Consider the following 24,527-nt stretch of genomic DNA (forward strand, 5'->3'; position numbering starts at 1 on the left):
TGCCGGTCACTGCGGCGTCACCGCGACGACCACGATCACGGTGGCGCCGGCGCACGGCGCCACCGTGCCCGCACCGTCGAGGTTCAGCGGCGAGGAGTGCGCAGCGCGGTCGCACGCCGGGCGGCCCGGCGGAGCAGATTTCGCCCGCGCGTCCGCCATCGCGGCGCCACGTCGGGCAGCGGGGCGCGCTGCACCATTTCGGCCAGGGTGTCGAGGGCAACCTCGAGAACCTGCTGGGTGGTCGGCGCGGTGTCATCTCCTGCGGCGGTGGCCTTCACCTCGAGGTCGGCGAGGTTACCGGACACCGCATATCCCGCAGCCTTGACGCCGTCGATCATGTGGGCGGCCTGCCGCGACGCCCAGGAACGTTGCGCCGCGGACAGTCCCTGCGGTGGCCCCGACCTGGACGCGAACAGGATCTCGCCGATGACCTGGCCCTTGATCACCCGCTCGTACCGGCGCCACTCGATGTGCTCGGGTTGCACCCGGCTGTTGAGCTGCCTGAGGAACTCGGCCTGGGCCGCCGACAGTGACTTGTTGGTGCTGGGCACCGGAAGATTCAGCAGTGCGGGATCGATGTCGAGCACCGCCAGGAATCGCTCCCACAGGCCGTCCCCGGCAGCGGCGCGCGTTGCGGGCACGGTCACGACGTGAATGCGCTCGGGGCCCACCGCGGCGGCCCAGCGTTCCAGGATCGCCACGTAATCCTGGAACTCCCAGAACGGCTCTTCGGGTCCGTCGGCGTCCGTGGGTGCGTCCGGCGGGTCCGCGTGGGCGCGGACGTTGTCGATGAATGCGTCGAACGTCGTGGGTCGCTGGTTCTTGACGTTCTCCTGCCACACCGACGGCAACTGGCGCGCGAGGTCGCGGACAGTCGCGATGACGTGCACCTCGTCGGCGAAGGAGAGGTCGTCGAGCAACGTCGCGATATGCGCGTCGGTGGCCGTGGCGAACAGTTCGTGCGAGAGCAGCGAGTTTCCGGGCCAGGCCCGCATCTGAGCCCGCATCGTCGGCCAGGTGCCGGCGAAGGCGGGATCGGCCCAGTCGAGGTAGCGCTCCGGCTGTAGGTGCGTGGCGACATGGAAATGGTCGGAGATCACGTTGCCGGGATACAAGAGACCCGACGTCCGCAGCGCCACGTCGCGGTTACGCCAGAGGCGATCCTGCAGGTGGGTGGTTCCGGTCTTGGGAAGTCCGATATGCACAAAAACGACAGACATGGTGGTGCGAGCGTAGAACAGCGCGGTCGCACTGATGCGACGGCGCGCGATTTGGGTGGCGATCCTTCCGGCTGGTAAAGTTGTTCGCTGTCGCAGAGTCGGCGTGGTGGGATCTTCATCATTGCGTCGTAGCTGCTCAGGAGCGATCCCGACATCGCGGACCCCGGTCAACCGGCCACCGCACGGATCACTCGAGACCGACGAACACCGAGCAACAACGAGTACGAGGTAAAAACGCGTGGCAAACATCAAGTCGCAGGTCAAGCGCAACCGGACCAACGAGATCCGTCGTCAGCGCAACCAGTCCGTCAAGTCGTCCCTGCGGACCGCGATCCGCAGCTTCCGTGAGGCCGTCGACGCCGGCGACAAGGACAAGGCCGCCGAGCTGGCCCAGTCTGCGGGCCGCAAGCTGGACAAGGCCGCCAGCAAGGGCGTGATCCACGCCAACCAGGCCGCCAACAAGAAGTCGGCGATGGACCTCGCCGTCAACAAGCTCTGAGTCCGATCCCGGTCAGAGGCCGATAGGTCCCGAGCGCGCACCGTTGAGGTTGCAGCGCCGACCGTCGTACTCCGCACCTGACAACTCACCCCGGTGACGCCCACGCCGTCACCGGGGTGAGTTGCGTTGTCCATGCGGTTGTTCGTCAGCATGAACACGGCATGTCGGCCGCGCGGATGTCAGCGTCGTCGCCCGGTCGGCCGGAGACCGGCCACCGCCGACACCGCATGGGTCAACGCGTAGTCGGCGTCTGCCGCCTGCCCTTTCACCTCACCGTTGAGCGCCGCGACCACCACGACCGCCTGCGCGATCGAGTCGGAATCCCAGGCTCGAGCCTGCGACTGCACGTTCTTGACGCGGCGCGGTGGCATTCCCAGCTCGGACGCGGCAGCGTACTGGTCGACCGATCCCATCGCCCGCACCCTCGCGATCGAGTGAACCGCCTCGGCCAGGGCATCGGCCAGCAATACCCGCGGCACCCCGTGGTGCAGCGCCCAGGCAAGCGATTCCAGCGCGCCCGCCCGGTCGCCGGTCACCGCCTTGTCGGCGACCTCGAATCCGGTCACCTCCGGGCGGCCCTGGTAGTAGAGGCGGACCGCGTCACGGTCGATCTTGCCGCCGGTGTCGGCGACCAGCTGACTACACGCCGCGGCGAGTTCACGGAGCTCCGAACCGACTCCGTCGACCACCTGCTCCACCACGTCGGCACTCACCCGCACCCCCAGAGCGCGGAACTCGTTACGGACGAAGTCCATGCGCTCCGACGGCCACCGGGGTGCGGCGCAGTCGTGCTCGGCTGCCCCGGCCTTGCGCAGGTCGGAGACCATCGATTTCGCGCGGCCGCCACCACTGTGGATCACCATCAGCGTGATCCCGTCGGGTAGTTCGCGGGCCGCCTGCGCGATGAGGGCGGCCGGTTCCTTGCCCGCGTCGGCAGCGGACTCCACCACCACCACTCGTTCCTCGGCGAACAGCGACGGGCTGAGCAACTCGGCCAACTCGTGGTGGCTGACGTCGCCGGCGCGCACCCGGGTGACCGGAACGTCCGCGTCGGCCTCGCGTGAGATCTCGGCGGTGACCGCGCCGATCACCCGTCCGGTGAGGAAATCGTCATCGCCGAGGAGCAGGTGGAGTCGTTCGGTCACGAATGTCATGGTGCCAGACGCTTCCGACGACACGGCGCGCCCTGCGCGATGCCCAGGCCCACCGCCATCCGATCAACGCCGCCACACACGTCACGCCGAGCACGAGAAACATTCCGGTCGCGCCCGGCGGCAGTCGGATCACCGCCCACCGCACATCACCGAGGTGGCGGGCACAGCTGAGCATCCACCACAGTTCAGGTCCGAGGGAGCGCAACAGTAGCTGGGCGACGAGGGCGGCCGGACCGTCGGGCGGTCCGGCCGCACCGATCAGCGCCGCCACGGTGCCGACCACACTGATGACGGCCACCACGGGTGCCACGAGGACGTTGGCCGGTATGGAGGCCAGGTTGAATGTCGCACTGATGAATGCGATCAGCGGGGCGGTCACGATCTGCGCCGCGATCGCGATGGCCAGGGCTTGGGCGATCGCCGGCGGTACCCGACGATCGCGGAGCCGGTCACGTAGCACGGGCGCGAGCAGCACCAGCCCGGCCGTCGCCGCCACCGAGAGGGCAAACCCGGGCTGCGTGGCCAACTCCGGCCACCACAACAGACCCCCCACCACTGCGAATCCCAACGCCGGCAAGGCATGTGCCCGGCGCGACGACATCACCGCGAGCAGTCCCACGGCGCCCATCATCGCGGCCCGCAAGACGCTGGGCGACGGCCGGACCAGGACGACGAATCCCACGATGACGATCGCACCGAACACGGCGGCCACACGGGGTGATGCTCCGAGCAGCCGGATGAGGGTGACCGCCGCGCCGCACACGATCGCGAAGTTCGCGCCGCTGACGGCGGTCAGGTGACTCAGTCCGGCGGCTCGGAACTCGGTACGGACATTCTCCGACAGCGTGCTCTCGTCGCCGATCACCAGACCCGGCAGCAGGCCCGCCGATTCGCCGTCGAGCGCCCGGGAGGCATTCTCCTGCAATCTGTTCCGAATCATCCCGGCGATCCGCTGCACCGGCGGGGGACGGCCCACCAGCCGTGGCGTGCCCCGTGCGGCCAGGCGCGCCACCGACAGGCCACCCCCGCGCGGCGGACTCACGCTGACCAAGGCCACCACCCGTTGGCCCGGTGACAGGTCCGCCCAGCCGGAACTGCGCGCCACCAGGTCGGCGACACCGGCACGGACGCGCCGACCCGCCACCACGTCGACGGTCACCCGGGTGGTGACCTGTCCACGCGCGGCGGGACCGAAATTTCGGGGGTCGTCGCGAATGATCATCGAGACCGTGGTCTTTCCCGTCATCTCCGACAGCGGGTGGTCGGCGCGTGTCTCCATCCGCAGCCACAACGCGCCGGCGCAGGTCGCCGCCAGACCCGTGCCCACCACCAGAAGGCCGATCCGGCTCCACCCGAACCGACCACCCGCACAGACCACCACCGTTGCGACACAGACCATTCCGGAAAGCACCGTGACGCACGGCGTCGCCCATCCCGGTCCACACAGGCCGATGAGTGTGACCACCCATACCACCAGCGCGGGGACCACCAGGCGAAAGTCCATGTCGGGGACGGTAGCCTCGCGCGGCAAACACTCCGAACATCTTTCGGCCGCATACGCATTCGTCTGTGTACACACCACGACCTGTGGACCGTCGACCGTGCCCAGAACCCCGTCGACCGTGCCCAGAACCCCGTCGACCGTGCCCGAATGCGGGCACGCTCAACCGAAATGTGGGCACGCTCAACGCGTCGGGCACGCTCAACCGAAATGTGGGCACGCTCAACGCGTCGGGCACGCTCAACCGAAATGTGGGCACGCTCGACGGGGATCAGACGGTCACCAGATCCTTGAGCTTCGCCAGCCGGGCGGGGCCGATGCCGTCCACCTCGCCGAGTTGGTCGACGGAGGTGAACTTCCCGTGCGTCGTCCGCCAGTCGATGATGGCCTTGGCGGTCACCGGTCCCACGCCGGGCAGTTCATCGAGTTGCTCGGCGGTCGCGGTGTTCAGGTTCACCTTGCCGCCGGCACCGGGCGTGGTCGCAGATCCAGTTGTTCCTGTGGTTGATTGGCCACTCGATGATCCACCTGACGAGTCCGCTGCGGGCGCACCGGACGAGACAACCGCACTGCGCAACGACATCTGGCCCTGCTTGCCCGCGTATCCGACCAGGATCTGATCGCCGTCGTTGAGCACTTGGGCGAGATTGAGCGAGACGGTGTCGGCGCCCGGCCGCGCTCCCCCGGCCCGGGCGATGGCGTCGGCCACCCGCGCACGTGGGGCCAGCCGCACCAGCCCTGGACGGTGCACGAGCCCGACCACACTGACGACCATCGCGGCGGCGGGTACCGGTTGCTGCGCCGACGATGGTGTACCCGACGATGGTGTGCCCGACGCCGCCACGCCGTCCTCCTGCGACGGCCCGCCCTGCTGCGACGCCGCGGTGGGACCCGCAGACTCCGGAAAAGCCACCGTGGGCGTCGCGTCGGGACTCCGGAAGAGGCCGTATGCGGCTACCGCGCAGGCGATCACACCGACGAGGATCAGGGCTATCGCCCCTGGCGGCGCGATCCGCACCCGATGTCGGGATTCGGATTCGTCGTCGTCGGGATCCCAGTCACCCGTCCCGAATCCGTCGGGATCGGCCTCCCCGACCCGGGTCTGGTCGAGCCACGCCGGCGCGGCGCCGATACCCCACTGGTCTGCGTGTCCCGGACTCCCCGACTGCTCCCGACCCCCCGACTGCTCCCTCCCCTCAGCGGCACCAACGACGGACTCGTCGATGACGGTCTGCCCGGGGGGTGGCGGTGTGATGGCGAGACGGTCGAGCGCCGAGCGTCCCGCCGGCTCGGCCGCACGACCGAAACCCGTTCGGCCCGCCGTCATCCGGATCGGGTGTGTGCGATTGTCGCTCATGCCGCCACACGGTACGACGGCAATCCGGCTCCGCCGGGGCCGATCACACCGCGTCGATCACCCGCTGTGGACGAACCGGGATGTGTGGATCACGACGTCGACGGAAGCCGCTCGATGGGTTCGAGATAGCTACCGATCACCACGCCGACCGCGCCCGGCCCCACATGACACCCCAACACCGGTCCGAGGTCCACGGTGATCGTCGAGGTCACATGCCTGAGCCGGTCACGCAACCGTCCGGCGAGATCGGCCGCGGCCGCCGGGGACTGACAGTGCTGAATGCCGACGGTCACCGGACGGTCGTCGACGAACTCGACCGCGGTATCGGCCATCTTGTCGAGCGCTTTGGAGAAGGTGCGGGTGCGTTCACGCAAGGTGAGCATGCCGTCCACCACGTGCAGGATGGGCTTGATCGCCAAGGCCGACCCCAGCATCTTGCTGGCCGCACTGATGCGGCCGCTCTTACGCAGGTTGTCGAGGCTCTGCACACACAGCAACGATTCGACGGTGGCCGTCTGCCGGATCGCGGCCTCGTACGTGCGGTCGCGGTCGGCGCCGCTCGCCGACGCCTGGGCCGCGGCGATCGCCGCGAATCCGACGGCGAGGCCCACCGTCCGCGAGTCCACCACGCGGACCTGTCCCGAGTACTCCTCGGCGGCCAGCCGCCCGGCGCTCCACGTTCCCGACAGCTTGCGCGACATGTGGACCGCCACCACCCCGTCGCCCTCGCTGAGTTCCACGGCACGCCCGTACGCCTCGGCGAGATCGTGCGGGTTGGCGCCCGAGGTGGTGACTCCGGGGGTCGAGACGATGTCGTCGGGAACGTCGTCGACACCCTCGCGGTAATCGGTGTCGCCGATGGTCAGGTGTAACGGCACCTGGATGATCCCGTATCGATCGGCCACCGCGGTGGGGAGCCGGGCGGAGGAATCGGTGACGACGACGACTGGCACGCGGTCCACGTTAGCCGGTGGACACCCCCGTCAGTCGCCCGATGCCGACAGCGCCCGCATCACCGGCTGCGCGACCACCTGGGCCACCCGCCGATGGCACTCGAATCCCCAGTGGATGCCGTCGGGGTTCATCTCCTGAGCCGGATCGGAAAAGGCATCGCGGGTGGGCGGATACAGATCTGCCCGGGGCACCCCACGGCCGTCGGCCCACCGGGTCATGGCGGCCGTCGTCGGCACCCGCCCGGTGTGCACGAAGCCGTAGTAGGGGCTGCGGTGGGTCGGCGGCAGACACATCACCAGCGGCAGGTCGGGTCGTAGCTGGTGCAACGCAGCGCGGATCTTCTCCAGGTAGTCCACCGTGACCGCGGGCGGCAGCGCCAGCGGCCAGCCCACTTTCGCCGCCCTCGGCTGGACCCACTGATACGCCGACCGCACCGCCTGCCGCAGCTGCGGCGGCCGCACGTACCGGATCTCCTCACGCAGCGCCGTGGGTAGCGGCGACGGCAGACTGTCCATGCCGCCGAACGCCAGCACCACGAGCCGGGCGTGCGGCACCGCCGCCCAGATGTTGGGGTCCTGGGTCATGGCCCACCACACGTCGCGGCTGGTCCAGCCGATCCGGCCGAACAGCGCGACGGGCAGCCCACAGCGCTCACCGAGCAGGTTGGGCCAGATCCGCGGGTCGTCGGCGGGCAACCCGCCGCGCGGACCGAAGTAGGCCAGCGAATCCGAGAGCACCAGCAGGGTGTCGCCGGCTCCGGGGGGCGTGCTCATCGGCGGACACTCACCGGACGGCGCTCACAGACGGCACTCACAAGACGGACGCGTCGGCCACCTCGGCCGACGCGTTCCACACGTCCAGCCGCCAGCGGGGCCGCGCACCGCGCACACCGTGACCCGACAGCTGCACCCAGCTGGTGTTGGCGAGGCCGCCGAACACCGGCCAACTCCCCTCCGGCAACCCGAGCAGCGACGCGGTCATCGCGGCGATCACGCCGCCGTGCGCCACCAGCACCACGGGTGATTCCGACCGCTCACCACTTCCCCACTCGGGCAGCCCGGCAACGAGTTCGTCGACCACCGGGGTGGCGCGGGCGGCCACGTCCACGCGGCTCTCGCCGCCCGGCGGACGCCACGTGGCATCGTCACGCCACTGCGCGCGTGCACCGGGCATGATCGCGTCCACCTCGAGGTGGGTCATGCCCTGCCACTGGCCCAGATGCGTCTCGCGCAGCCGCCGGTCGGTGTCCACCGGCAGTCCGGTGACGATCGACAGGGCGGCGGCGGTGTCGGCGGCGCGACGCAGATCCGACGACCGGATCAGCAGCGGATCCCGTTCGACCAGCGCGCTCGCGGCCGACTTCGCTTGCCGCACACCAAGTTCGGACAGGTCGGTGTCGAGCTGGCCCTGCATGCGGCTGGTCGCGTTGTACTCGGTTTGCCCGTGCCGCAGCAGAATCAGCCGTCGCACCACGGGGGTCAGCCGCTCGACCGCGGTGTCGTGGTCGTCGGGTTGTCCGCTCACGCCTGTGCCTCCACGTCGATTACCGGACAGTCCTGCCACAGCCGGTCGAGCGCGTAATAGGCACGCTCGTCGGCGTGCTGCACGTGCACGACGATGTCGATGTAGTCCAGCAGCGCCCAGCGGCCCTCGCGCGTGCCCTCGCGGCGTACCGGCTTGTAACCCGCGTCACGCATCTTGTCCTCGATCTCGTCGGTGATCGAATTGACCTGCCGTTCGTTGTCGGCGGACGCGATCACGAACAGGTCGGTGATGACCAGTTGCTCCGACACGTCGATCACCGTCACGTTCTCGGCGACCTTGTCTTCTGCCGCGGCCACCGCCACCCTGGCCATCGCCAGTGATTCGGCTGATGCTGTCACGCGTGTCCCCTTCTGATTCGGCCCGCGGGTTCGCGGTCCGGAGTCTCTGGTCAGTGGCTTGTGCGCGGTTCACCGGGCGCACTCCGGCTCTCAGGGTGCCGACACCCCGGGTGAATCGACCTTCGGCCGGCGATACAGCCGTCGTTTGGCGATGTACTGCACCACCCCGTCCGGCACCAGGTACCACACCGGGCGCCCGCCGGCCGCCCGGCTGCGGCAGTCGGTGGACGAGATCGCGAGCGCGGGTATCTCCATCAGGTGCAGCGTATCGGGCGGCAACGTCGACAGGTGGGTGGCCAGGTGGCTGGCATTGAGTTCGTATCCGGGTCTGCTCACCCCGACGAAGGTGGCCAGTTCGAACAGTTCCTCCCAGTCCTGCCACGACAGGATCGATTCCAGAGCGTCGGCGCCGGTGATGAAGAACAGGTCCGCGTCGGGCAGGATGCCACGCAGATCACGCAGCGTGTCGACGGTGTAGGTGAATCCCTCGCGGTCGATGTCGACGCGGCTCACACTGAAGCGGGGATTGGACGCGGTGGCGATCACCGTCATGAGGTAGCGATCCTCGGCGGGACTGACCTGGCGTGTGCGGTCGTTGGCGCCGCCATCGTGCGAACGGGTCGGGGTGCCCGGCTCGGCGGGCTCGGCGTCGGAGAGTTTCTGCCAGGGACGCCCGGTGGGAACGAAGATGACCTCGTCGAGCGAAAACCGATAAGCCACCTCGCTGGCCGCGACGAGGTGGCCGTTGTGGATGGGATCGAACGTCCCGCCCATCACGCCGATCCTGCGTGCGCGCGGACGCTCTGCTGACATGACGAGTGAGTTTACGCGGTCGGTCACACCGGGAGCAGGTCGGCGATGACCTCCGACAATTGCGCGGCGTTACGGCATTCGAACATGTCGATGACGTCGGCGTAGTCGGCGGCAATCGAATCGCCGCTCCCCCAGAGGATTTGTTCCTCCGGGTTGAGCCAGTAGGCGTGACGGGCCCGCTCGGTGAGATCGCGCAACGCACCGAGCTGCGGGTCGTGATAGTTGTTGCGGGCGTCACCGAGTATCAGGAGTGCGCCGCGATGGGTCAGCGAGTCGGCGTATTGCTCGACGAAGCCGCGCAGCATGTGACCGTAATCGGAGTGTCCGTCGCGGGTGACCAGCCGCGCCCCGGTCAGCATCCGGTGCATCGCCGCCCCGACGTCGGCGCCGCCGAATCCGTCGTCGCCGCCGGAGTCGAAGTGATCGGTCACCTCGTCGACGCTGTCGACGAACGCGAACACGCGGACCTTGGAGAACTGCTGACGCAGGGCGTAGACGAGTTGCAAAGTGAACTGGGAGAATCCCGACACCGAGCCCGACACGTCGCAGATGATGATCAGTTCCGGTCTGCCGGGGCGCGGTGCGCGCGTCTTGAGTTCGATGGGCACCCCACCGGTGGACATCGACGCCCGTAATGTCGCACGGACGTCCACCGAGCCGCGGTGTGCCCGCCGCCGCCGCACCTCGAGCCGCGACGCCAGCAACCTCGCGAGGGGGGCGATGGTGCGCCGGATCTCGGCGAGATCCCTGGCTCCCGCGGAAAGGAACTTGATGTTCTCGGGCAACTTCGGCACGGCGTAGTCGCCGACGCGGTCACGACCGTTACGGTCGGCCATCCGACGCTGGGTTTCGACCTCGATCGCGGTGCGTAACCGCCCGGCTCGTTCGCGCGCGGCACGCCGGTACGTCGGGTCGGCGCCCACCCGCAGGTCGTCACCGCTCCCGCCGGCCATGGCCGCGGCGATCCGGGCGATGAGCGTTTGCGGGTCGACGCTCGACAGCGCCTGGTAGGCGGAGAACGCCTCGCCCCTACTCGACTGATAGCGACCGAGTTCGTCGACCACCTGCGCCACCGCACGTGACAGTCTTCCATCGCTGTCGGCCGAGTCGTCGGCCAACAGCGCGGCAAGCATGTCGCGGAGCGCCGACATGTCGATCTCGCCGTCGTCACCGCGGGGCAGCCCGTCGCCGCCGGTGCGCGCCCCGATCGCCACCGGAAACCACAGATCGAAGAGGCGATCGAACGTGTCACGGTGGAGGTGATCGTCGAGCAGGGTCGCGGCCAGACCCTCACGGAGGCTCGACCGGTCGAGCAGATCGAGCACCTCGACCGCGCGGGCGGCATCGATCAGCGCCGACGGCCCGACCACGATCCCACGGCGGCGCAGTTCGTCGACGAAGTCGGTCAGGTGCGCGACCAACGGGATGGTGCCGGGGCCGCCGGCGTCGGCGGCCATCAGCCGAGCTTGAGTTCTTTGACCGCCGTCTTGAGGTCGGGCCGGTGTTTGAGGACCACGCCCAGCGTGCGGGCGATCAGTCCCTCGTCGAGACGTCCCGACCGTCCACCGCTGTCGCCGGCACCGAGTGCGAGCAGGGTGTTGGCCCAGTCGATGGTCTCGGCGACCGACGGTTTCTTGCGGATGTCGAGGGTGCGCAGCACACCCACGATGCGCACCAGTTCCGCGCTGAGTTTGTCGGGCAACGCGGGCACCCGCGAGGCGAGAATCTCCTTCTCACGCGCGGCGTCGGGGAAATCGATGTAGAGGTACAGGCAACGCCGCTTGAGTGCCTCGGACAGTTCCCGCGTCGCGTTGGACGTCAGGATCACCACGGGCCGGCGGGTGGCCACCACGGTGCCCATCTCGGGGATCGTGATGGCGAAGTCACTGAGCACCTCCAGCAGCAGGCCCTCGACGTCGACGTCGGCCTTGTCCACCTCGTCGACGAGCAGCACCGCCGGTCCCTCGCGGGTGATGGCGGTCAACAGCGGGCGCGGGAGCAGGAACTCGTCGGAGAAGATGTCGGTCTTGGCGTCGGCCCAGTCGCGCGTGCCGGTGGCCTGGATGTGCAGGATCTGCTTGGCGTGATTCCACTCGTAGAGTGCCCGGGCCTCGTCGATACCCTCGTAGCACTGCAACCGGACCAGCTCCGCGTCGGTGGCCGCGGCGATCGCCCGCGCGAGTTCGGTCTTGCCCACTCCGGCGGGTCCCTCCACCAGCAGCGGTTTGCCGAGGCGATCAGCGAGAAACGTGGCGGTGGCGGTGGCGTCGTCGGGCAGGTACCCGGTGGCGCGCAGCCGGTCCACCACGTCGGGCACACCGGTGAACGACGGCACGATGGGCGGTGTGCCCGCGGCGTCGACGCTCACGCGGGACGGATCTGGCCGTCGCCCCAGGCCAGCCACTTGGTCGAGGTCAGCTCGGTGAGCCCCATGGGCCCCCGGGCATGCAGCTTCTGGGTGGAGATGCCGATCTCGGCACCGAAACCGAACTGCTCACCGTCGGTGAACGCGGTCGACGCGTTGACCATGACGGCCGCCGCGTCCACGCGGTCGGTGAACTCCTCGGCCGCGCGCAGGTCGGTGGTGACGATGGCCTCGGTGTGGCCGGTGCCGTAGGTGTCGATGTGCGCGACGGCGGCGTCGAGACCGTCGACCACCTTCATCGCGATGTCCATGGACAGGTACTCCTCGGCCCAGTCGGCTTCGGTGGCCGGTTCCATTCCGGGTTCGTCGCCGTGGATCACCACACCCTGCGCCTGCAGGGCCTGACTGATCTTGGGCACCGCGTCGGCGGCGATCGCCTTGTCGACGAGGACGGTTTCGGCGGCGTTGCACACGCTGGGCCGCCGGGTCTTGGCGTTGAGCACGATGCGGGTGGCGACGTCGATGTCGGCGAGCGCGTGCACGTAGATGTGGCAGTTGCCGGTGCCGGTCTCGATGGTGGGGACGGTGGCGTCGGCGACCACAGCGCTGATCAGGCCGGCTCCTCCGCGCGGGATCACCACGTCGACGAGGCCGCGTGCGCGGATGAGCGCGGTGACGCTGGAGCGATCGTCGGTGGGCAGCAGCGCGACCACGTCGACGGGCACGCCACGCGCGCCGAGTACCTCGCGAAGAATGCGGACCAGTTCGGCGTTCGACGACGCCGCCGACGACGAACCGCGCAGCAGCACCGCGTTTCCGGACTTGAATGCGATGCCGAAGGCGTCGACGGTCACGTTGGGGCGCGCCTCGTAGACGATGCCGACCACCCCGAGGGGCACCCGCACCTGCCGCAGCCGCAGCCCGTTGGGCAGGGTCTTGCCGGAGACGAGTTCTCCGATGGGGTCGGGCAGCGCGGCCACCTGGCGCAGGCCGTTGGCGATGCCGACCACCCGTTCGGGCGTCAGTCGCAGCCGGTCGAGAAGGCTGGCCTCGATACCCGCGGCCTCGGCGCGTGCGATGTCGTCGGCATTGGCAGCGAGGATCGACTCGGTCCCCGCCTCGACGGCGTCGGCAGCGGCCAGCAGCGCCTCGTTCTTGGCTGCCGCGGACATCCGCGACAGCGTGCGCGAGGCCGAACGGGCGGCCTTGGCCAGGTCGTGGACCACCTGTTCGGTGTCGGCGCCTGCTGGGCGATCGACGGACGGGGGAACGGTGGGTGCGCTCATCTGGAACCTCCACTTCGCATGCACGACGGGCATCCGGACCAGCCTACGTCCGTGGCGGTGCGGCACCCAAGTCCCTGAGTCGTCAGCATTGTGTCGTCAGCATTGCTGCAGGGCCCGCGTCAGCACGTCGCGAGACGAGCGATCCACCTGCAGGCCGTATGCCGTGAGCACGTCGACGAACTGAATGGCGTACTGGCAGTGGAATCCGGTATTGGGCGGCATCCAGCGCCCCGGCTCGCTGTCACTCTTGTCCTGATTGGAATCCCCGTCGACGGCGACGAGGTTGGCCGGATCGTTGGCGAGGTCGGCCCGCCGGGCTGGTGGCCACGCGAAAGCGCCCATGTCCCAGGCGAAGGCGAGCGGGACGATGTGGTCGATCTGGATCGCGGTGGCACGCCGGTCGCGGCGGAAGATCACCACCGCACCGGTGTAAGGGCTGCGCAGTTCACCGGCGAGCACGGCGTGCGGACAACTGGCCACCGGACCCGATCGGGTGTCGGAGAGGTCGCGGGTCAGGATGTCGTTTCGGGTGTCGCAGCCGTTGTCGGAGTCGGCGACATCGGTCGCGTCGGTCCACGGTGAGCCGAAGGCCGTGCGCTCGTAGTCGTCGCGGCGGTGCCGCCCGTCGACCACCGGCACCGTCACCAGGACGCGCAGGGTCGAGGCGGCGAGCGCAGCCAGGTGCGTGTGATCGGCGGGCCGCGCATCACGCAGCGTGCCGCCCGCCACCCCGACCGCGGTGGCCACGCCCGCCGTGACCACCAGCCACCGACGCAGCGGCCACTCGCTGCGCGACCGGTGATGCCATCGACCACGAAGCCGGTAGCGCAGCACCCGACATGTCTCCGCGAGCATCGCTCCCCCATTCGTGGCCCGAACAGTCCGACGCGGCGGCATCGCGACGGGTTCCGCGCACACGTCGGGACTTGCGCCGGCGTCAGGACTTGTCGAGGTAACGCACCTTGCGCGGCACGAGAATGGAGTCGACGAGGTCGGCGACGGGCCGGTGATCGACCAGCGTGATGTCCTCGTCGACGATCCGTTCGGCGAGCTCACGCGCATCGGCGATGACGTCGGCGTCGTCGAGCAGCGACAGGTACTGCAGCGACGACACCCCACCGGACTGCAGCGAACCCAGCAGATCTCCCTCGCGGCGCTGCAACAGATCGACGCGCGCCAACTCGAATCCGTCGGTGGACGATTCGACGGCCGTCAAGCGCGCCGCGGCCTGCGAGATCTCGGGCATCGCCGTCATCAGCAGGCACAGGCCGGGGTGGCTGCCGCGGCCCACGCGGCCACGCAACTGATGGAGCTGGCTGACGCCGAACCGGTCGGCGTCGACGATGACCATCATCGACGCGTTGGGCACGTCGACGCCCACCTCGATGACGGTGGTGGACACCAGGACGTCGATCTCGCCGCGCCCGAAAGCGTCCATGATTGCGTTCTTCTCGTCGCCGGGCATCCTGCCGTGCAGCATCTCCACGCGGTACGCGCCGAGCGGTCCGGCGACCAGTTCGGCGTACTGGTCGAGCAGCGATGTGGTCTCCGGGGCCGGTGGCCCGTCGTCGGAAGTCTTTCTGCGGGAGGGTGGTTCGGTATCGCCGATACGCGAACACACCACATAGACCTGTCGTCCGGCGTCGACCTCCTCGGCGGCGCGGCGCCACGTCCGTTCGACCCAACGAGCGTTCTTCGACGACACCACGCGGGTGGTGATCGGCTGACGGCCGCGCGGCAGTTCGGTGAGCACCGACGTGTCGAGGTCGCCGAATGCGGTCATCGCCACCGTCCGCGGGATCGGCGTGGCGGTCATCACCAGGAAGTGGGGTGAGGTGTCGCCGCGGCCACGGCCACGCAGTACGTCGCGTTGTTCGACACCGAAGCGGTGCTGTTCGTCGACCACCACCATGCCCAGGTCGAAGAACTCGACGTTCTCCTCGAGCAGAGCATGCGTGCCGATCACGATTCCCGCCTTGCCGGTCACCACATCGAGCAGGGTTTCTCGTTTGCCCTTGGTCTTCATCGATCCGGTGAGCAGAGCAACACCGGTCGCGCCGTCGGCGGCGCCGAGCTCGCCCACCGTACCGAGGTCGCCGAGCATGGTTCGGATCGTTCGATGATGCTGCGCGGCAAGGACTTCGGTGGGTGCGAGAATCGCGCACTGATGACCGTTGTCCACCACCCGCAGCATCGCGAGCAGCGACACGAGGGTCTTACCCGAACCCACCTCACCCTGCAGCAGCCGACTCATGGGCACGGTGGCGTCGAGGTCGTCGCCGATCTCGACACCCACGGCACGTTGACCGTCGGTGAGCGAGAACGGTAATCGCTGCAGCAGACGGTCTTCGAGCCCTCCGGCCACGTGCGGGCACCGCGGAGCGTTCTCGGCACGACCGGCGAGCCTGCGCTGGGCCAGCACCACCTGAATCGCGAGTGCCTCGTCGAATCGCAGTCGCGTGCGAGCGGCCTCGATCTGCTCCTCGGTGTCGGGAAGGTGGATCGATTCGATCGCGGTCTGCAGTCCGACGAGTCCGCGGGCATGCCGCTGCTCGTCGGTGAGCGGATCCGCCAGCGGCGGAAGTTGGTCGAGGAGGCGTCGGATGGTTCCCCAGATGTCCCAGGTCTGGATCTCCCGGTTGGCCGGGTAGATGGGAATGATCGCGCGATCGAAGCTCACCGAGAGCCGCGTGGCTTCGGGAGTTCTCTTCGCCCCGGTGATCTCGGCCTCGAGTTCGTACATCTCGGCCAGCATCGCCGATCCCACCACCCGGTCCACCTCGACGTCGCCGTCGGGGAGCACCACCCATTCGGGATGGGTGAGCTGCGGCTGCTGATGGTAGAACTTCACCGTCCCGGCCACCATCACCCGGGCGCCGGGCGTCAGCGCACGCCTGATGGCGCGTGGGTTGAAGAAGGTGACGTCGTAGGTGCGGTTGCCGTCGGAGACGGTGACCTTCAGGAAACTGCCGGAGCGTTTACGCATCCTGATCATGTCGGCGCGGGTGATCCGCCCCACCACGGTGATCCATTCCCCCGCGACGAGCGTTTCTTCCGGGGACGCCTGCCCGTGCCGCAGGTACCGCCGGGGCGCGTACCGCAACAGTTCGCCCACTGTCGACACCCCCAGTGACGCCAGTCCGGCGGCCGCCACCGGTGGTAACACATCGACGAGCGGGTCCGACAGCGCGACCACTATTCGATACCCAGCTGAACGAGGTCGTCGGCCTGCCCCGTCTCGTAGACCGCCAGTTCCACGCCGGGGTAGGTGCGGTGCATGTGCTCGTCGAGCGCCTGTACTGCTGCCGCGTCGACGTTCGCGCCGGTGAGCGCGGTGACCATCTCGCCGCCGGTGGCGAGCATCAGATCCACCAGTGACACCATCGCGGTGGTCTGATCGGGCGCGATCACCAGCACGTCCGAACCGATCAGGCCCAGGATGTCCCCGACCTCGGAGGTGCCCGCCAGGGTCATGATCTTCTCGTGGGCGACCTGCAACGATCCCCACCGCGCTCCTGCCGCCGCCTCGGCCATCGCGTAGGCGTCGGCGTCGGCCGGTTCGGACGGATCGTGCACCGCGAGGGCGGCCAGGCACTGCGCCATCGACGAGGTCGGCAGCGACACCACCGAGCGCTGCGCCGAGCGCACCTGTGCGGCAACGGTCACCAGATCCTGTGAGGTCAGCGCCCCGTTGGCCATCACCACGACGTGCGCCGAATCCGTGGCGCGAATGGCCTCGGCCAGCGCCGCCGGGGTCAAGCCCGCGTCGGCGCGCAGCACGGCCGCCCCGGCGTCGGCGAAGAGTTCCGCGGCGCCGTCGCCACGCACCACGGCCACCACCGCACGTCTGTGCCGCGGCGGCGGTTCCGTCGAATTCGCTTGCGCTCGTATGGAATCGAGGGCGAAGCAGGTTATCCGGATGTCGGTGATCACGCCCACACCGATACCCGCCTCCACGGCAGCACCGGGTTCACAGGTGTGTACGTGCACGGAGAAGCGCTCGCCGACGGGCGACCCGTCACCGACGATCACGACGGCGTCGCCGAGATCGTCGAGCCGGCTCCTCAGGTGCGCGATGCTGTCGCCGGCGGCTTCGGAGAGCAGATACATCACCTCGAAATCCATGTCACCGGGGTCGTCGCAGTTGTCCTCGTCGGGCAGTCGGGTGTGGCCGCCGCCGGACAGGATGCCGCGGTAGCGACGCCGGCGATGCGTGACGCCGGTCAACACCCCGACCATCGCGTCGAGCATCACCAGCAGTCCGCGCCCGCCGGCGTCCACCACGCCGGCCGACGCAAGTTCGGGCAACTGCTCCGGCGTGCGTTCGAGCGCATCAGCCGCCTCGTCGGCGATTGTCCGTGCGAGGTCGGCGGGTTGATCGTCGGCGTGCGCGGCCGCGGTCTCCGCGGCCACGCGGAGCACGGTGAGCACGGTGCCCTCCCGCGGATCGCTCACCGCCCTGGTTGCGGCCAGCGACCCCAGGCGCAGACCGGAGATGGCGAACTGGGAGAACGTCATGGCCGCGTTGCCGACGGCCAGTTCACACGCGTCGGCGACGCCGACGAGGACCTGCGACATGATGATGCCGGAATTGCCACGCGCGTTGGTCACGGCGGCATCGGCCATCGCGCGCGCGAGCATCGCCGCGTCGGCGTGGGCCGGGACGGTGTCGAGGGCCTCGACCACCGCGCGCATCGTGGCGACCATGTTGCTGCCGGTGTCGGAGTCGGGAATCGGAAAGACGTTGAGGTCGTTGATCTCGCCGCGCACGAGTTCGAGACCGTCCACGCAGGCGTGCGCCCAATCGCGCAGCAACTGGGGGTTCATCACGTGTGCCACCCCGGTGCCGGGCGCCGCCATACGCAGACCCCTTTCGCTCAGATCCACCGGCGGTCGAGCGGCCGCCACGAGGTGTGTTCGAGATTACTCGGCGGCAACGACAGGTCGGGATTTGGCCGTGGACACCGGCAAACGCTATCCTTGCAGGGTTGCCTTGCTGCCGTTGTCACCGCGTCGCGGTGTCCGGCGAGCGGCGTGGCGTAACCCAGAAGACATTTCCATCTACCAAGGGAGTTCGACAATGGCTGCCGTCTGTGACGTCTGCGGCAAGGGTCCGGGCTTCGGCAAGTCCGTTTCGCACTCGCACCGCCGTACCAATCGCCGCTGGAACCCGAACATCCAGTCGGTGCGCGTCGAGGTTGCCCCGGGCAATCGCCGCCGCAAGAACGTCTGCACCTCCTGCCTGAAGGCCGGTAAGACCGCTTCGGCCTGACCGCCGGGCACCACGACCCGATCCCGACCGAGCGCACGCTCGGGGCCGGGGTCGGGTCTTTCGTGTGCGCCGACTAGGGTGTCGCAATGACCTCCGTCACGACGCCCGGGGTGACCCGGCAAGGCTCCCTGCTCATCATCGCGGTCTCCGACGCCGCGTCCGGATCCGCACTCGACGCCGGGGCACTGGCGTCCGGGACGGCGGCGCTGCGTGAGATCGCCTGCGGTCAGCGCGACGCCGGCGCGATCCTGCTCACCGGGTCGGGGCGCAACTTCTGCGCGGGCGGTAACGTCCGCGACTTCGCCGACGCGCCGCACCGGCCGGCATTCCTGCGTGAGCTGGCCGATACGTTTCACTCGTTCGTCACCGCATTGCTCGAAGCCGAACGACCCGTCGTCGCCGCGGTCAAGGGCTGGGCCGCCGGTGCCGGCCTGAGTCTGGTGCTGCACGCCGACGTCTCCGTGGGCGGTCCGTCCACCAAGCTGCGGCCGGCCTACCTGGGCATCGGCCTGTCCCCCGACGGCGGCATGACATGGACACTGCCCCGGGTGGTGGGTACGGCACGTGCCCGCGAGATCATCCTCACCGACCGCATCATCGGAGCCGAAGAGGCACTCGAATGGGGCATCCTGTCCCGGCTGGTCACCGACGACGAGATCGACACGGCCGCGATCGACGTCGCCCGCACGCTCGCCGCCGGGCCACGTGCCGGCATCACCGCCACCCGTGCACTGCTGTCGCGGTCGGCGACGACGACACTGCGGGATCAGCTGGCCGCCGAGGCCGCGGCGATCTCCCTGGCCAGCGGCACTGCCGAGGGCATGGAAGGGGTCGATGCCTTCATCGGGAAGCGCGCACCCGACTTCGTGGCCGCCCGCGAGCGGGGGTGACCGGCGCACGACGGTGATCCCGGAAAGACGGCTCGCTACGGCAGGCGCCAGTCCACCGGTTCGCCGCCGAGATCCTCGAGCTCGGTATTGGCCCGGCTGAACGGTCTCGAGCCGAAGAAGCCCCGACTCGCCGACAACGGCGACGGGTGGGCGGAGACGACGGCGGGCACGTCGGGCATCCATTTCTGCAGTCCCGCCGCGTCACGTCCCCACAGGATCGCCACGAGCGGCTCGTCGCGGTCGGCGAGCGCGCGAATCGCGCACTCGGTCACTGCCTCCCAACCCTTGCCGCGATGAGATGCCGGTTGTCCCGGCGTCACCGTGAGCACCCTGTTGAGCAGCAGCACTCCCGCCCTTGCCCACGGCGTGAGATCGCCGGTGGTAGGCATCGGGTAGCCGAGATCGGCGCAGTATTCGGTGTAGATGTTGGTCAGCGAACGCGGAATCGGCGACACCTCCGGCGACACCGAGAAACTCAGTCCCACAGCGTGACCGGGGGTGGGATACGGATCCTGCCCGACGATGAGCACCCGCACGTCGTCGAAGGGCTGGGTGAAGGCGCGCAGCACGTTCTTTCCGGCGGGCAGGTAGCCGCGGCCCGCGGCGACCTCGGCGCGCAGGAACTGTCCCATCTCGGCCACGTTGTCGGCCACCGGCCCCAGCGCCTGCGCCCACCCGGCGTCGACGAGTTCGGCGAGCGGTCGTGGTCCGGAGGTCAATCGAGCCTCCGCAGTTCCGCACGGTAGTGCAACGCATTCTGGTGGTACATCTCCACGTTGAGGTCGACATGTCCCGACGTGACCTCGAACCCCTCGCGAATCCGTGCGGGCACCCCGAGCGCCATCCGGCGGGCGGGCACCTCGAACCCGAACGGCACCACCGCGCCGGCCCCCACCACGGCGCCGTCACCCACTCGGGACCCGTTGAGCACCACCGCCCCCGACGCGATCAGGCAGTCGTCACCGATCGTCGACCCCTCGATGTGGGCGTTGTGGCCCACCACGCATCCGGTACCGATCACGGTCGGATCGATCGGCGTGCAGTGGATCACGGTGCCGTCCTGGATGTTCGTGCAACGGCCGATGGTGATGGTGCCGTAATCACCGCGCAGCACCGCACCCGGCCACACCGACGCTCCGTCGCCGAGGGTGACCGCGCCGATCACGGTGGCATCGGGGTGGACGTAGACATCGCGCCCGAGCACGGGTTCACGGTCGCCCAGAGCGTAGATCGCCATGCGTCGATCTAATCAGGATGCCCCGCCGCCCTCGTCGACCGGCCGCCCGAACGACTGCCAACCGGACAGTCCGGCCAAGGGTGTTCCGTCGACCCACACCTCACCACCGGGCCGCGTGCCGGCCCCGACCTCGCCGATCACCGTCCACCCCGGCGGCGGCCCGGTTGGCGCGAAGGTCGCGAGCAGGTGGTGATCCTCACCGCCGGTGAGAGCCCACCGGCGTTCGTCGGCGCCGAGCTCGGCTGCCGCCCGACCGGTGGCGGGCGTGCGCGGCACCGCCGCGGAATCCACCGACAGCAGCACCCGCGACGCGGCCGCCACGGTGAGCAGTTCTTCGACGAGGCCGTCGGAGATGTCGGTCATCGCGTGCGCCCCGGCACGGGCCGCGACGGGACCGGCGCCGAGGTCCGGATCGGGCAACCGATGGGCGGCGACGACCTCGGCGTGGCGGTCGAGCAGGTCGGCACCCGCCGACGGCCCCCGGCGCTCGGCCGCCTCGAGCACCGCCAGACCTGCCGCACCCGCACCCAACGGACCGCTGACGGCCACCACGTCTCCGGACCGGGCGCCGCCGAGGGCCACCGGCTCCAGCCCGTCGAGCGCGCCGACCGAGGTGACGGTGAGCACCATCTCGCCGGCCTCCACCAGGTCGCCGCCGAGCACCCGGGCGCCGAGACGGTGCGCGGCACCGACGATGCCCGCGTTGAGATCGAGAACGGTCTGCGCCGGGGTGCTCGACGGGCAGCCGATCGACACCACCACACCGACGGTGCGGGCACCCATCGCAGCGATGTCGGCGGCACTTTGCACCACCACCCGGGCCCCGACCTGCTGCGGTGAGGACCAGTCGAACCGGAAGTGGCGTCCCTCGACGGCGGTGTCGGTGCTGATGACCGTGGGACCGGCGGCGTCGAAGACCGCTGCGTCGTCGCCGGAGCCGATCACGATGTCGCCGCGCGCATCGTCCTCGCCGCCGGCGGCGGCGGTGAACAGCGCAATCATTCGTCGTTCGCCCAGATCACCGACGGTGCCGCCGGGCCATTCGGCCGTCGTGCGCTCCGTCCCGACCTCGTCGCCGGTGGCCAAATCAGCTCCCTCGCTCGCCCTGAGTCGCGCTCGCACCCGGTTGTCGGTGACAATGTGTGCCACAGTGTATTGGTTTCCCGAGTAACCACGTCGCCTCTCGACGGCGCCGGTTCACCGGGGCCGGGTGCGCGGCACGACGCGAGTCGGGCGGCACCGACGTGGCGCCGACAGCCCGGCACGCGATGAGGCAGACACGAGAGGATGGCCGTGGTTCAGGCATACATACTGATCCAGACCGAGGTCGGACGGGCCGCGTTGGCGGCGGCGACCATTGCGGAGATCTCGGGCGTCGCCTCATCCGAAGAGGTCAGCGGACCTTATGACGTCATCGTCCGCGTCGAGGCCGCCGACGCCACACATCTCACCGACGACGTGGTCCCGCAGATCCAGAAGGTCGACGGCATCACCCGCACCCTCACCTGCCCGGTGGTCACGGCCGGTCACTGATCGCCCGTTGACACCGTCGACGGCCCGGATGCCCGATGTCCTAGGGTGTTCGTCGTGACCTCATCCGGCCCCGACGATCAGCACGATCGTGACGACAACGATCAGAACGATCCCGAGTCGGCAGCGGGCGATCACGCCGATTACGACACCGGGCCCCGGCTCAGCCCGGCACTGATCGCAACCCTGGTCACGATCCCGGTGATGGTGATCGTCGGGTTCATCGTGTTCGCGGCGATGCGTCCCGACACCCCGACCACCCCGGTCGATTCGTATGCCACCGAGTCCTCGGCCGCTCCGGAATGCGGCAAGTTCCTCGCTGCGTTGCCGGCGTCGTTCGAGGGTTTCGGGCAGAAGAAGGTGTCCGGGAATCAGGCCACGTGGTCCGCCGCCGGCGACGGCGGTCCGGTGATCGTACGGTGCGGGGTGTCGCGTCCGTCGGATCTGTCGGCCACCAGCAACCTGCAGGTGGTCAACCCGGTGCAATGGTTCATCACCGATTCGGTCGAAGGCAGCGGACAGGCCTTCGTGTGCGTGGATCATCGTCCCTACGTGGCGATCTGGGTTCCGGCCAACGCCGGCAACGGACCGATCACCGACGTCTCGGCAGTCATCGAACGCACCCTGCCGCGCGGGCCGCTCGATTTTGGCTGACCCGGTCCGGACGGGTCAGTCCCGGTAGACCTCGGGCTTGGACCGGCGCCCCAGCAGTGAGCTGATCGCGTCGGACACCGACAGGCCGGAGTGGCAGACCTTGTCGACCGCCTCGGTGAGTGGCATCTCGACGTGGTGCTTTTCGGCCAGCGCACGTACCGACGTGCACGACTTGACTCCCTCGGCCACCTGGCCGTTGGTTGCCGCCTGTGCCTCCTCCAGAGTGGCGCCCTCCCCGAGCCGCGCCCCGAAAGTGCGGTTGCGTGACAGCGGCGACGAGCAGGTGGCCACCAGGTCGCCGATTCCGGCGAGACCGGCCATCGTTTCGATCTCGGCACCCATCGCGGTGCCCAGCCGGATGACCTCGGCGAGTCCGCGGGTGATGATCGTGGCGAGGGTGTTCTGTCCGAATCCGACACCGCTTGCCATGCCGCAGGCGAGCGCGATGACGTTCTTGGCGGCGCCACCGATCTCGCAGCCGATCACGTCGGTGTTGGTGTACGGCCGGAAATAGCCGGTCCTGAAGGCACCCTGCAGCGTCGTGGCCCGGTCGATGTCGGTGCAGGCGATCACGGTGGCCGCGGGCTGGCCCTCGGCAATCTCACGGGCGAGGTTGGGGCCGGAGAGCACCGCGATCCGATCGCCGGACACCTCGGTGACCTCGGCGATGACCTGGCTCATCCGCATCAGGGTGGACGTCTCGATGCCCTTCGCCAGTGAGATCAGCGACGCGTCGGGTTGGAGGTGCTCACGCCACTGCGCGAGATTCTCGCGCAGCGCCTGGGACGGTATCGCACACACCACGATGTCCGCGCCGGTCAAGGCATCCACCGCCACGGCCGTCGCGGTGATCTGTGTGGGCAGCGTGATTCCGGGCAGGTACGTGGCGTTGGTGTGCTCGCCGTTGATCTCCTCGGCCACATCGTTGTGGCGCGCCCAGATGACGGTTTCGGTCCCGGCGTCGGTCAGCACCTTCGCGATCGTCGTACCCCACGAACCGGCACCCATCACCACCGCACGCACATCGATCCTTTCGCCGATCCAACTGTTGGCCTCCTCACAGTAACTCGCGACACATCGCGTTCCGGCCGTTTGCACCCACAACCCACGCCGATCGACCCACCCGGTCGTGATGGGCCATCATGAACAGATGACCGTGCCGTGCAGCGCCAGCCACTCGGCGCGCCCGTCGCAGCAGGCACGCGGTGTGGCTGTGACGGACGTGGTCGCGGTGCTCGCCGTCAAAGACCTCCGCGACGCCAAGACCCGTCTGGCCGTCATCCCCGGCCCACCGTCGGGTCGCGCAGAACTGGTGCTCGCGATGCTCGCCGACACCATCGCCGCACTCCTCGCGGCAGGCGTCGACCGGATCGTCGTGGTCAGCCCGGACGAAACCGTCCGCGAACTCGCGGCGCGCGCCGGTGCACGTCCGATACCCGAGGACATCAGCGGGGGCGGACTCAACGCCGCGTACGCGCAGGGGGCCGCGCACGCGCGCGCGCTCTGGCCGGTGGCCGGTATGGCACTGATGATCCAGGCGGACCTGCCCGCCGCGGCACCGCACAGTCTGCGGCAGATCATCGAAGCAGCGGCACCCGACACACAGTCGATCGTCGCCGACCGTTCCGGTGCGGGTACCGCACTGTTGCTGCGTCCCATCGCGATCGACGAGTTGCCCCGCTTCGGGACGGATTCGGCTGCCGCGCACCGCAACGGCGGTGCCACCGAACTCGACCCGCAGGGCACGCGATGGCCCGATGTCCGCACCGACGTCGACACCGTGGACGATCTGCGCGCGGCGATGCGACTGGGCGTGGGCCCACGCACACGCATCGCAGCCATCTCGGTGGCCGGTGCGGGGCGGCCGGGCGCGGCCACCGGTGTCGGTACCCAGGCCGATGCGTCATGATGG

25 protein-coding genes are annotated in these 24,527 nt (G+C 69.2%); 6 read left to right on the forward strand and 19 right to left on the reverse strand.

The annotated features are described in order from the left end of the window. Positions 1 to 83 precede the first annotated feature (83 nt). Positions 84 to 1,220 carry a sulfotransferase family protein gene (locus ACWDSI_RS17960; RefSeq protein ID WP_449745065.1) on the reverse strand — a complete coding sequence of 379 codons (1,137 nt, stop codon included), beginning with the start codon at positions 1,218 to 1,220 and terminating at the stop codon, positions 84 to 86. A 238-nt stretch (positions 1,221 to 1,458) separates the two neighbouring features. On the opposite strand from ACWDSI_RS17960, the gene rpsT reads away from it, so the two are divergent. After that, positions 1,459 to 1,719 (forward strand): 30S ribosomal protein S20, encoded by a 261-nt coding sequence (gene rpsT, locus ACWDSI_RS17965; RefSeq protein ID WP_449745066.1) that lies wholly within the window; start codon positions 1,459 to 1,461, stop codon positions 1,717 to 1,719. 179 nt (positions 1,720 to 1,898) lie between these two features. Here rpsT and holA read toward each other — a convergent pair whose 3' ends face one another. The 14 genes from holA to ACWDSI_RS18035 form a co-directional block, all read right to left on the reverse strand. Next, positions 1,899 to 2,873 (reverse strand): DNA polymerase III subunit delta, encoded by a 975-nt coding sequence (gene holA / locus ACWDSI_RS17970; protein WP_449757338.1) that lies wholly within the window; start codon positions 2,871 to 2,873, stop codon positions 1,899 to 1,901. After that, the gene (locus ACWDSI_RS17975) at positions 2,830 to 4,377 is read right to left on the reverse strand and encodes a ComEC/Rec2 family competence protein (protein ID WP_449757339.1); all 1,548 of its coding nucleotides are present in this window, start codon (positions 4,375 to 4,377) and stop codon (positions 2,830 to 2,832) included. Before ACWDSI_RS17975 ends, holA begins: the two co-directional genes overlap by 44 nt. A gap of 268 nt (positions 4,378 to 4,645) precedes the next feature. Then, complete coding sequence (locus tag ACWDSI_RS17980) at positions 4,646 to 5,731, reverse strand: helix-hairpin-helix domain-containing protein (RefSeq protein WP_449757340.1); 1,086 nt, start codon at positions 5,729 to 5,731, stop codon at positions 4,646 to 4,648. Positions 5,732 to 5,820: 89 nt separating this feature from the next. Then, positions 5,821 to 6,684 carry a DegV family protein gene (locus ACWDSI_RS17985; protein ID WP_449757341.1) on the reverse strand — a complete coding sequence of 288 codons (864 nt, stop codon included), beginning with the start codon at positions 6,682 to 6,684 and terminating at the stop codon, positions 5,821 to 5,823. Between the two features lie 30 nt (positions 6,685 to 6,714). Beyond that, entirely contained in the window at positions 6,715 to 7,458 is a 744-nt protein-coding gene (gene octT / locus ACWDSI_RS17990; protein ID WP_449757342.1) for a diglucosylglycerate octanoyltransferase, read from the reverse strand. Positions 7,459 to 7,495: 37 nt separating this feature from the next. Next, positions 7,496 to 8,209: a histidine phosphatase family protein gene (locus ACWDSI_RS17995; protein ID WP_449745072.1), complete on the reverse strand. Its 714-nt coding sequence runs from the start codon at positions 8,207 to 8,209 to the stop codon at positions 7,496 to 7,498. Further along, on the reverse strand, positions 8,206 to 8,568 hold the full coding sequence (rsfS, locus tag ACWDSI_RS18000) for a ribosome silencing factor (RefSeq protein WP_449745073.1): 363 nt from the start codon (positions 8,566 to 8,568) through the stop codon (positions 8,206 to 8,208). The genes ACWDSI_RS17995 and rsfS overlap by 4 nt, the downstream gene beginning before the upstream one ends. A 90-nt stretch (positions 8,569 to 8,658) precedes the next feature. Then, positions 8,659 to 9,381, reverse strand: a complete 723-nt coding sequence (gene nadD, locus ACWDSI_RS18005; protein ID WP_449757343.1) for a nicotinate-nucleotide adenylyltransferase — start codon at positions 9,379 to 9,381, stop codon at positions 8,659 to 8,661. Between the two features lie 23 nt (positions 9,382 to 9,404). Then, positions 9,405 to 10,838 carry a vWA domain-containing protein gene (locus ACWDSI_RS18010; RefSeq protein ID WP_449757344.1) on the reverse strand — a complete coding sequence of 478 codons (1,434 nt, stop codon included), beginning with the start codon at positions 10,836 to 10,838 and terminating at the stop codon, positions 9,405 to 9,407. Next, the gene (locus ACWDSI_RS18015; RefSeq protein ID WP_449757345.1) at positions 10,838 to 11,749 is read right to left on the reverse strand and encodes an AAA family ATPase; all 912 of its coding nucleotides are present in this window, start codon (positions 11,747 to 11,749) and stop codon (positions 10,838 to 10,840) included. Before ACWDSI_RS18015 ends, ACWDSI_RS18010 begins: the two co-directional genes overlap by 1 nt. Next, positions 11,746 to 13,032 (reverse strand): glutamate-5-semialdehyde dehydrogenase, encoded by a 1,287-nt coding sequence (locus ACWDSI_RS18020; RefSeq protein ID WP_449757346.1) that lies wholly within the window; start codon positions 13,030 to 13,032, stop codon positions 11,746 to 11,748. Before ACWDSI_RS18020 ends, ACWDSI_RS18015 begins: the two co-directional genes overlap by 4 nt. Before the next feature lie 96 nt (positions 13,033 to 13,128). Then, positions 13,129 to 13,887, reverse strand: a complete 759-nt coding sequence (locus tag ACWDSI_RS18025; RefSeq protein ID WP_449745078.1) for an HNH endonuclease family protein — start codon at positions 13,885 to 13,887, stop codon at positions 13,129 to 13,131. 82 nt (positions 13,888 to 13,969) lie between these two features. Beyond that, positions 13,970 to 16,228, reverse strand: a complete 2,259-nt coding sequence (gene recG, locus ACWDSI_RS18030; protein ID WP_449745079.1) for an ATP-dependent DNA helicase RecG — start codon at positions 16,226 to 16,228, stop codon at positions 13,970 to 13,972. Then, positions 16,228 to 17,892: a DAK2 domain-containing protein gene (locus tag ACWDSI_RS18035; protein WP_449745080.1), complete on the reverse strand. Its 1,665-nt coding sequence runs from the start codon at positions 17,890 to 17,892 to the stop codon at positions 16,228 to 16,230. Before ACWDSI_RS18035 ends, recG begins: the two co-directional genes overlap by 1 nt. Before the next feature lie 220 nt (positions 17,893 to 18,112). On the opposite strand from ACWDSI_RS18035, the gene rpmB reads away from it, so the two are divergent. Together rpmB and ACWDSI_RS18045 are read left to right on the forward strand one after the other, a co-directional pair. Next, positions 18,113 to 18,304, forward strand: a complete 192-nt coding sequence (gene rpmB, locus ACWDSI_RS18040) for a 50S ribosomal protein L28 (protein WP_449745081.1) — start codon at positions 18,113 to 18,115, stop codon at positions 18,302 to 18,304. Between the two features lie 86 nt (positions 18,305 to 18,390). Beyond that, positions 18,391 to 19,194, forward strand: a complete 804-nt coding sequence (locus ACWDSI_RS18045) for an enoyl-CoA hydratase/isomerase family protein (RefSeq protein ID WP_449745082.1) — start codon at positions 18,391 to 18,393, stop codon at positions 19,192 to 19,194. A gap of 35 nt (positions 19,195 to 19,229) precedes the next feature. On the opposite strand, the gene ACWDSI_RS18050 is transcribed toward ACWDSI_RS18045, so the two are convergent. From ACWDSI_RS18050 to thiL, 3 genes are read right to left on the reverse strand one after another with little or no spacing between them, the layout of a single operon-like run. Then, a complete protein-coding gene (locus tag ACWDSI_RS18050; RefSeq protein WP_449745083.1) occupies positions 19,230 to 19,913 on the reverse strand; it encodes a uracil-DNA glycosylase in 684 nt (227 codons plus the stop codon). After that, on the reverse strand, positions 19,910 to 20,431 hold the full coding sequence (locus tag ACWDSI_RS18055; RefSeq protein ID WP_449745084.1) for a gamma carbonic anhydrase family protein: 522 nt from the start codon (positions 20,429 to 20,431) through the stop codon (positions 19,910 to 19,912). Before ACWDSI_RS18055 ends, ACWDSI_RS18050 begins: the two co-directional genes overlap by 4 nt. A 12-nt stretch (positions 20,432 to 20,443) precedes the next feature. After that, complete coding sequence (gene thiL, locus ACWDSI_RS18060; protein ID WP_449757347.1) at positions 20,444 to 21,517, reverse strand: thiamine-phosphate kinase; 1,074 nt, start codon at positions 21,515 to 21,517, stop codon at positions 20,444 to 20,446. Positions 21,518 to 21,718: 201 nt separating this feature from the next. Here thiL and ACWDSI_RS18065 point away from each other — a divergent pair, with 201 nt between their 5' ends. Together ACWDSI_RS18065 and ACWDSI_RS18070 are read left to right on the forward strand one after the other, a co-directional pair. After that, complete coding sequence (locus ACWDSI_RS18065; RefSeq protein ID WP_449757348.1) at positions 21,719 to 21,964, forward strand: Lrp/AsnC ligand binding domain-containing protein; 246 nt, start codon at positions 21,719 to 21,721, stop codon at positions 21,962 to 21,964. Positions 21,965 to 22,018: 54 nt separating this feature from the next. Next, a complete protein-coding gene (locus ACWDSI_RS18070; protein WP_449757349.1) occupies positions 22,019 to 22,615 on the forward strand; it encodes a DUF3515 domain-containing protein in 597 nt (198 codons plus the stop codon). Between the two features lie 15 nt (positions 22,616 to 22,630). On the opposite strand, the gene ACWDSI_RS18075 is transcribed toward ACWDSI_RS18070, so the two are convergent. Beyond that, positions 22,631 to 23,638, reverse strand: a complete 1,008-nt coding sequence (locus ACWDSI_RS18075) for an NAD(P)H-dependent glycerol-3-phosphate dehydrogenase (protein ID WP_449757350.1) — start codon at positions 23,636 to 23,638, stop codon at positions 22,631 to 22,633. A 190-nt stretch (positions 23,639 to 23,828) separates the two neighbouring features. Here ACWDSI_RS18075 and cofC point away from each other — a divergent pair, with 190 nt between their 5' ends. After that, complete coding sequence (cofC, locus tag ACWDSI_RS18080; RefSeq protein WP_449757351.1) at positions 23,829 to 24,524, forward strand: 2-phospho-L-lactate guanylyltransferase; 696 nt, start codon at positions 23,829 to 23,831, stop codon at positions 24,522 to 24,524. Positions 24,525 to 24,527: the final 3 nt, after the last annotated feature.

Source organism: Gordonia sp. NPDC003429 (assembly GCF_053588575.1).

What these genes read in the sequence shown, in the direction of transcription:
- ACWDSI_RS17960 (WP_449745065.1), bottom strand. Translation starts at nt 1,220, where the DNA reads ATGTCTGTCGTTTTTGTGCATATCGGACTTCCCAAGACCGGAACCACC.
- holA (WP_449757338.1), bottom strand. Translation starts at nt 2,873, where the DNA reads ATGACATTCGTGACCGAACGACTCCACCTGCTCCTCGGCGATGACGAT.
- ACWDSI_RS17975 (WP_449757339.1), bottom strand. Translation starts at nt 4,377, where the DNA reads ATGGACTTTCGCCTGGTGGTCCCCGCGCTGGTGGTATGGGTGGTCACA.
- ACWDSI_RS17980 (WP_449757340.1), bottom strand. Translation starts at nt 5,731, where the DNA reads ATGAGCGACAATCGCACACACCCGATCCGGATGACGGCGGGCCGAACG.
- octT (WP_449757342.1), bottom strand. Translation starts at nt 7,458, where the DNA reads ATGAGCACGCCCCCCGGAGCCGGCGACACCCTGCTGGTGCTCTCGGAT.
- nadD (WP_449757343.1), bottom strand. Translation starts at nt 9,381, where the DNA reads ATGTCAGCAGAGCGTCCGCGCGCACGCAGGATCGGCGTGATGGGCGGG.
- ACWDSI_RS18010 (WP_449757344.1), bottom strand. Translation starts at nt 10,838, where the DNA reads ATGGCCGCCGACGCCGGCGGCCCCGGCACCATCCCGTTGGTCGCGCAC.
- ACWDSI_RS18020 (WP_449757346.1), bottom strand. Translation starts at nt 13,032, where the DNA reads ATGAGCGCACCCACCGTTCCCCCGTCCGTCGATCGCCCAGCAGGCGCC.
- ACWDSI_RS18025 (WP_449745078.1), bottom strand. Translation starts at nt 13,887, where the DNA reads ATGCTCGCGGAGACATGTCGGGTGCTGCGCTACCGGCTTCGTGGTCGA.
- ACWDSI_RS18035 (WP_449745080.1), bottom strand. Translation starts at nt 17,892, where the DNA reads ATGGCGGCGCCCGGCACCGGGGTGGCACACGTGATGAACCCCCAGTTG.
- rpmB (WP_449745081.1), top strand. Translation starts at nt 18,113, where the DNA reads ATGGCTGCCGTCTGTGACGTCTGCGGCAAGGGTCCGGGCTTCGGCAAG.
- ACWDSI_RS18045 (WP_449745082.1), top strand. Translation starts at nt 18,391, where the DNA reads ATGACCTCCGTCACGACGCCCGGGGTGACCCGGCAAGGCTCCCTGCTC.
- ACWDSI_RS18055 (WP_449745084.1), bottom strand. Translation starts at nt 20,431, where the DNA reads ATGGCGATCTACGCTCTGGGCGACCGTGAACCCGTGCTCGGGCGCGAT.
- ACWDSI_RS18065 (WP_449757348.1), top strand. Translation starts at nt 21,719, where the DNA reads ATGGCCGTGGTTCAGGCATACATACTGATCCAGACCGAGGTCGGACGG.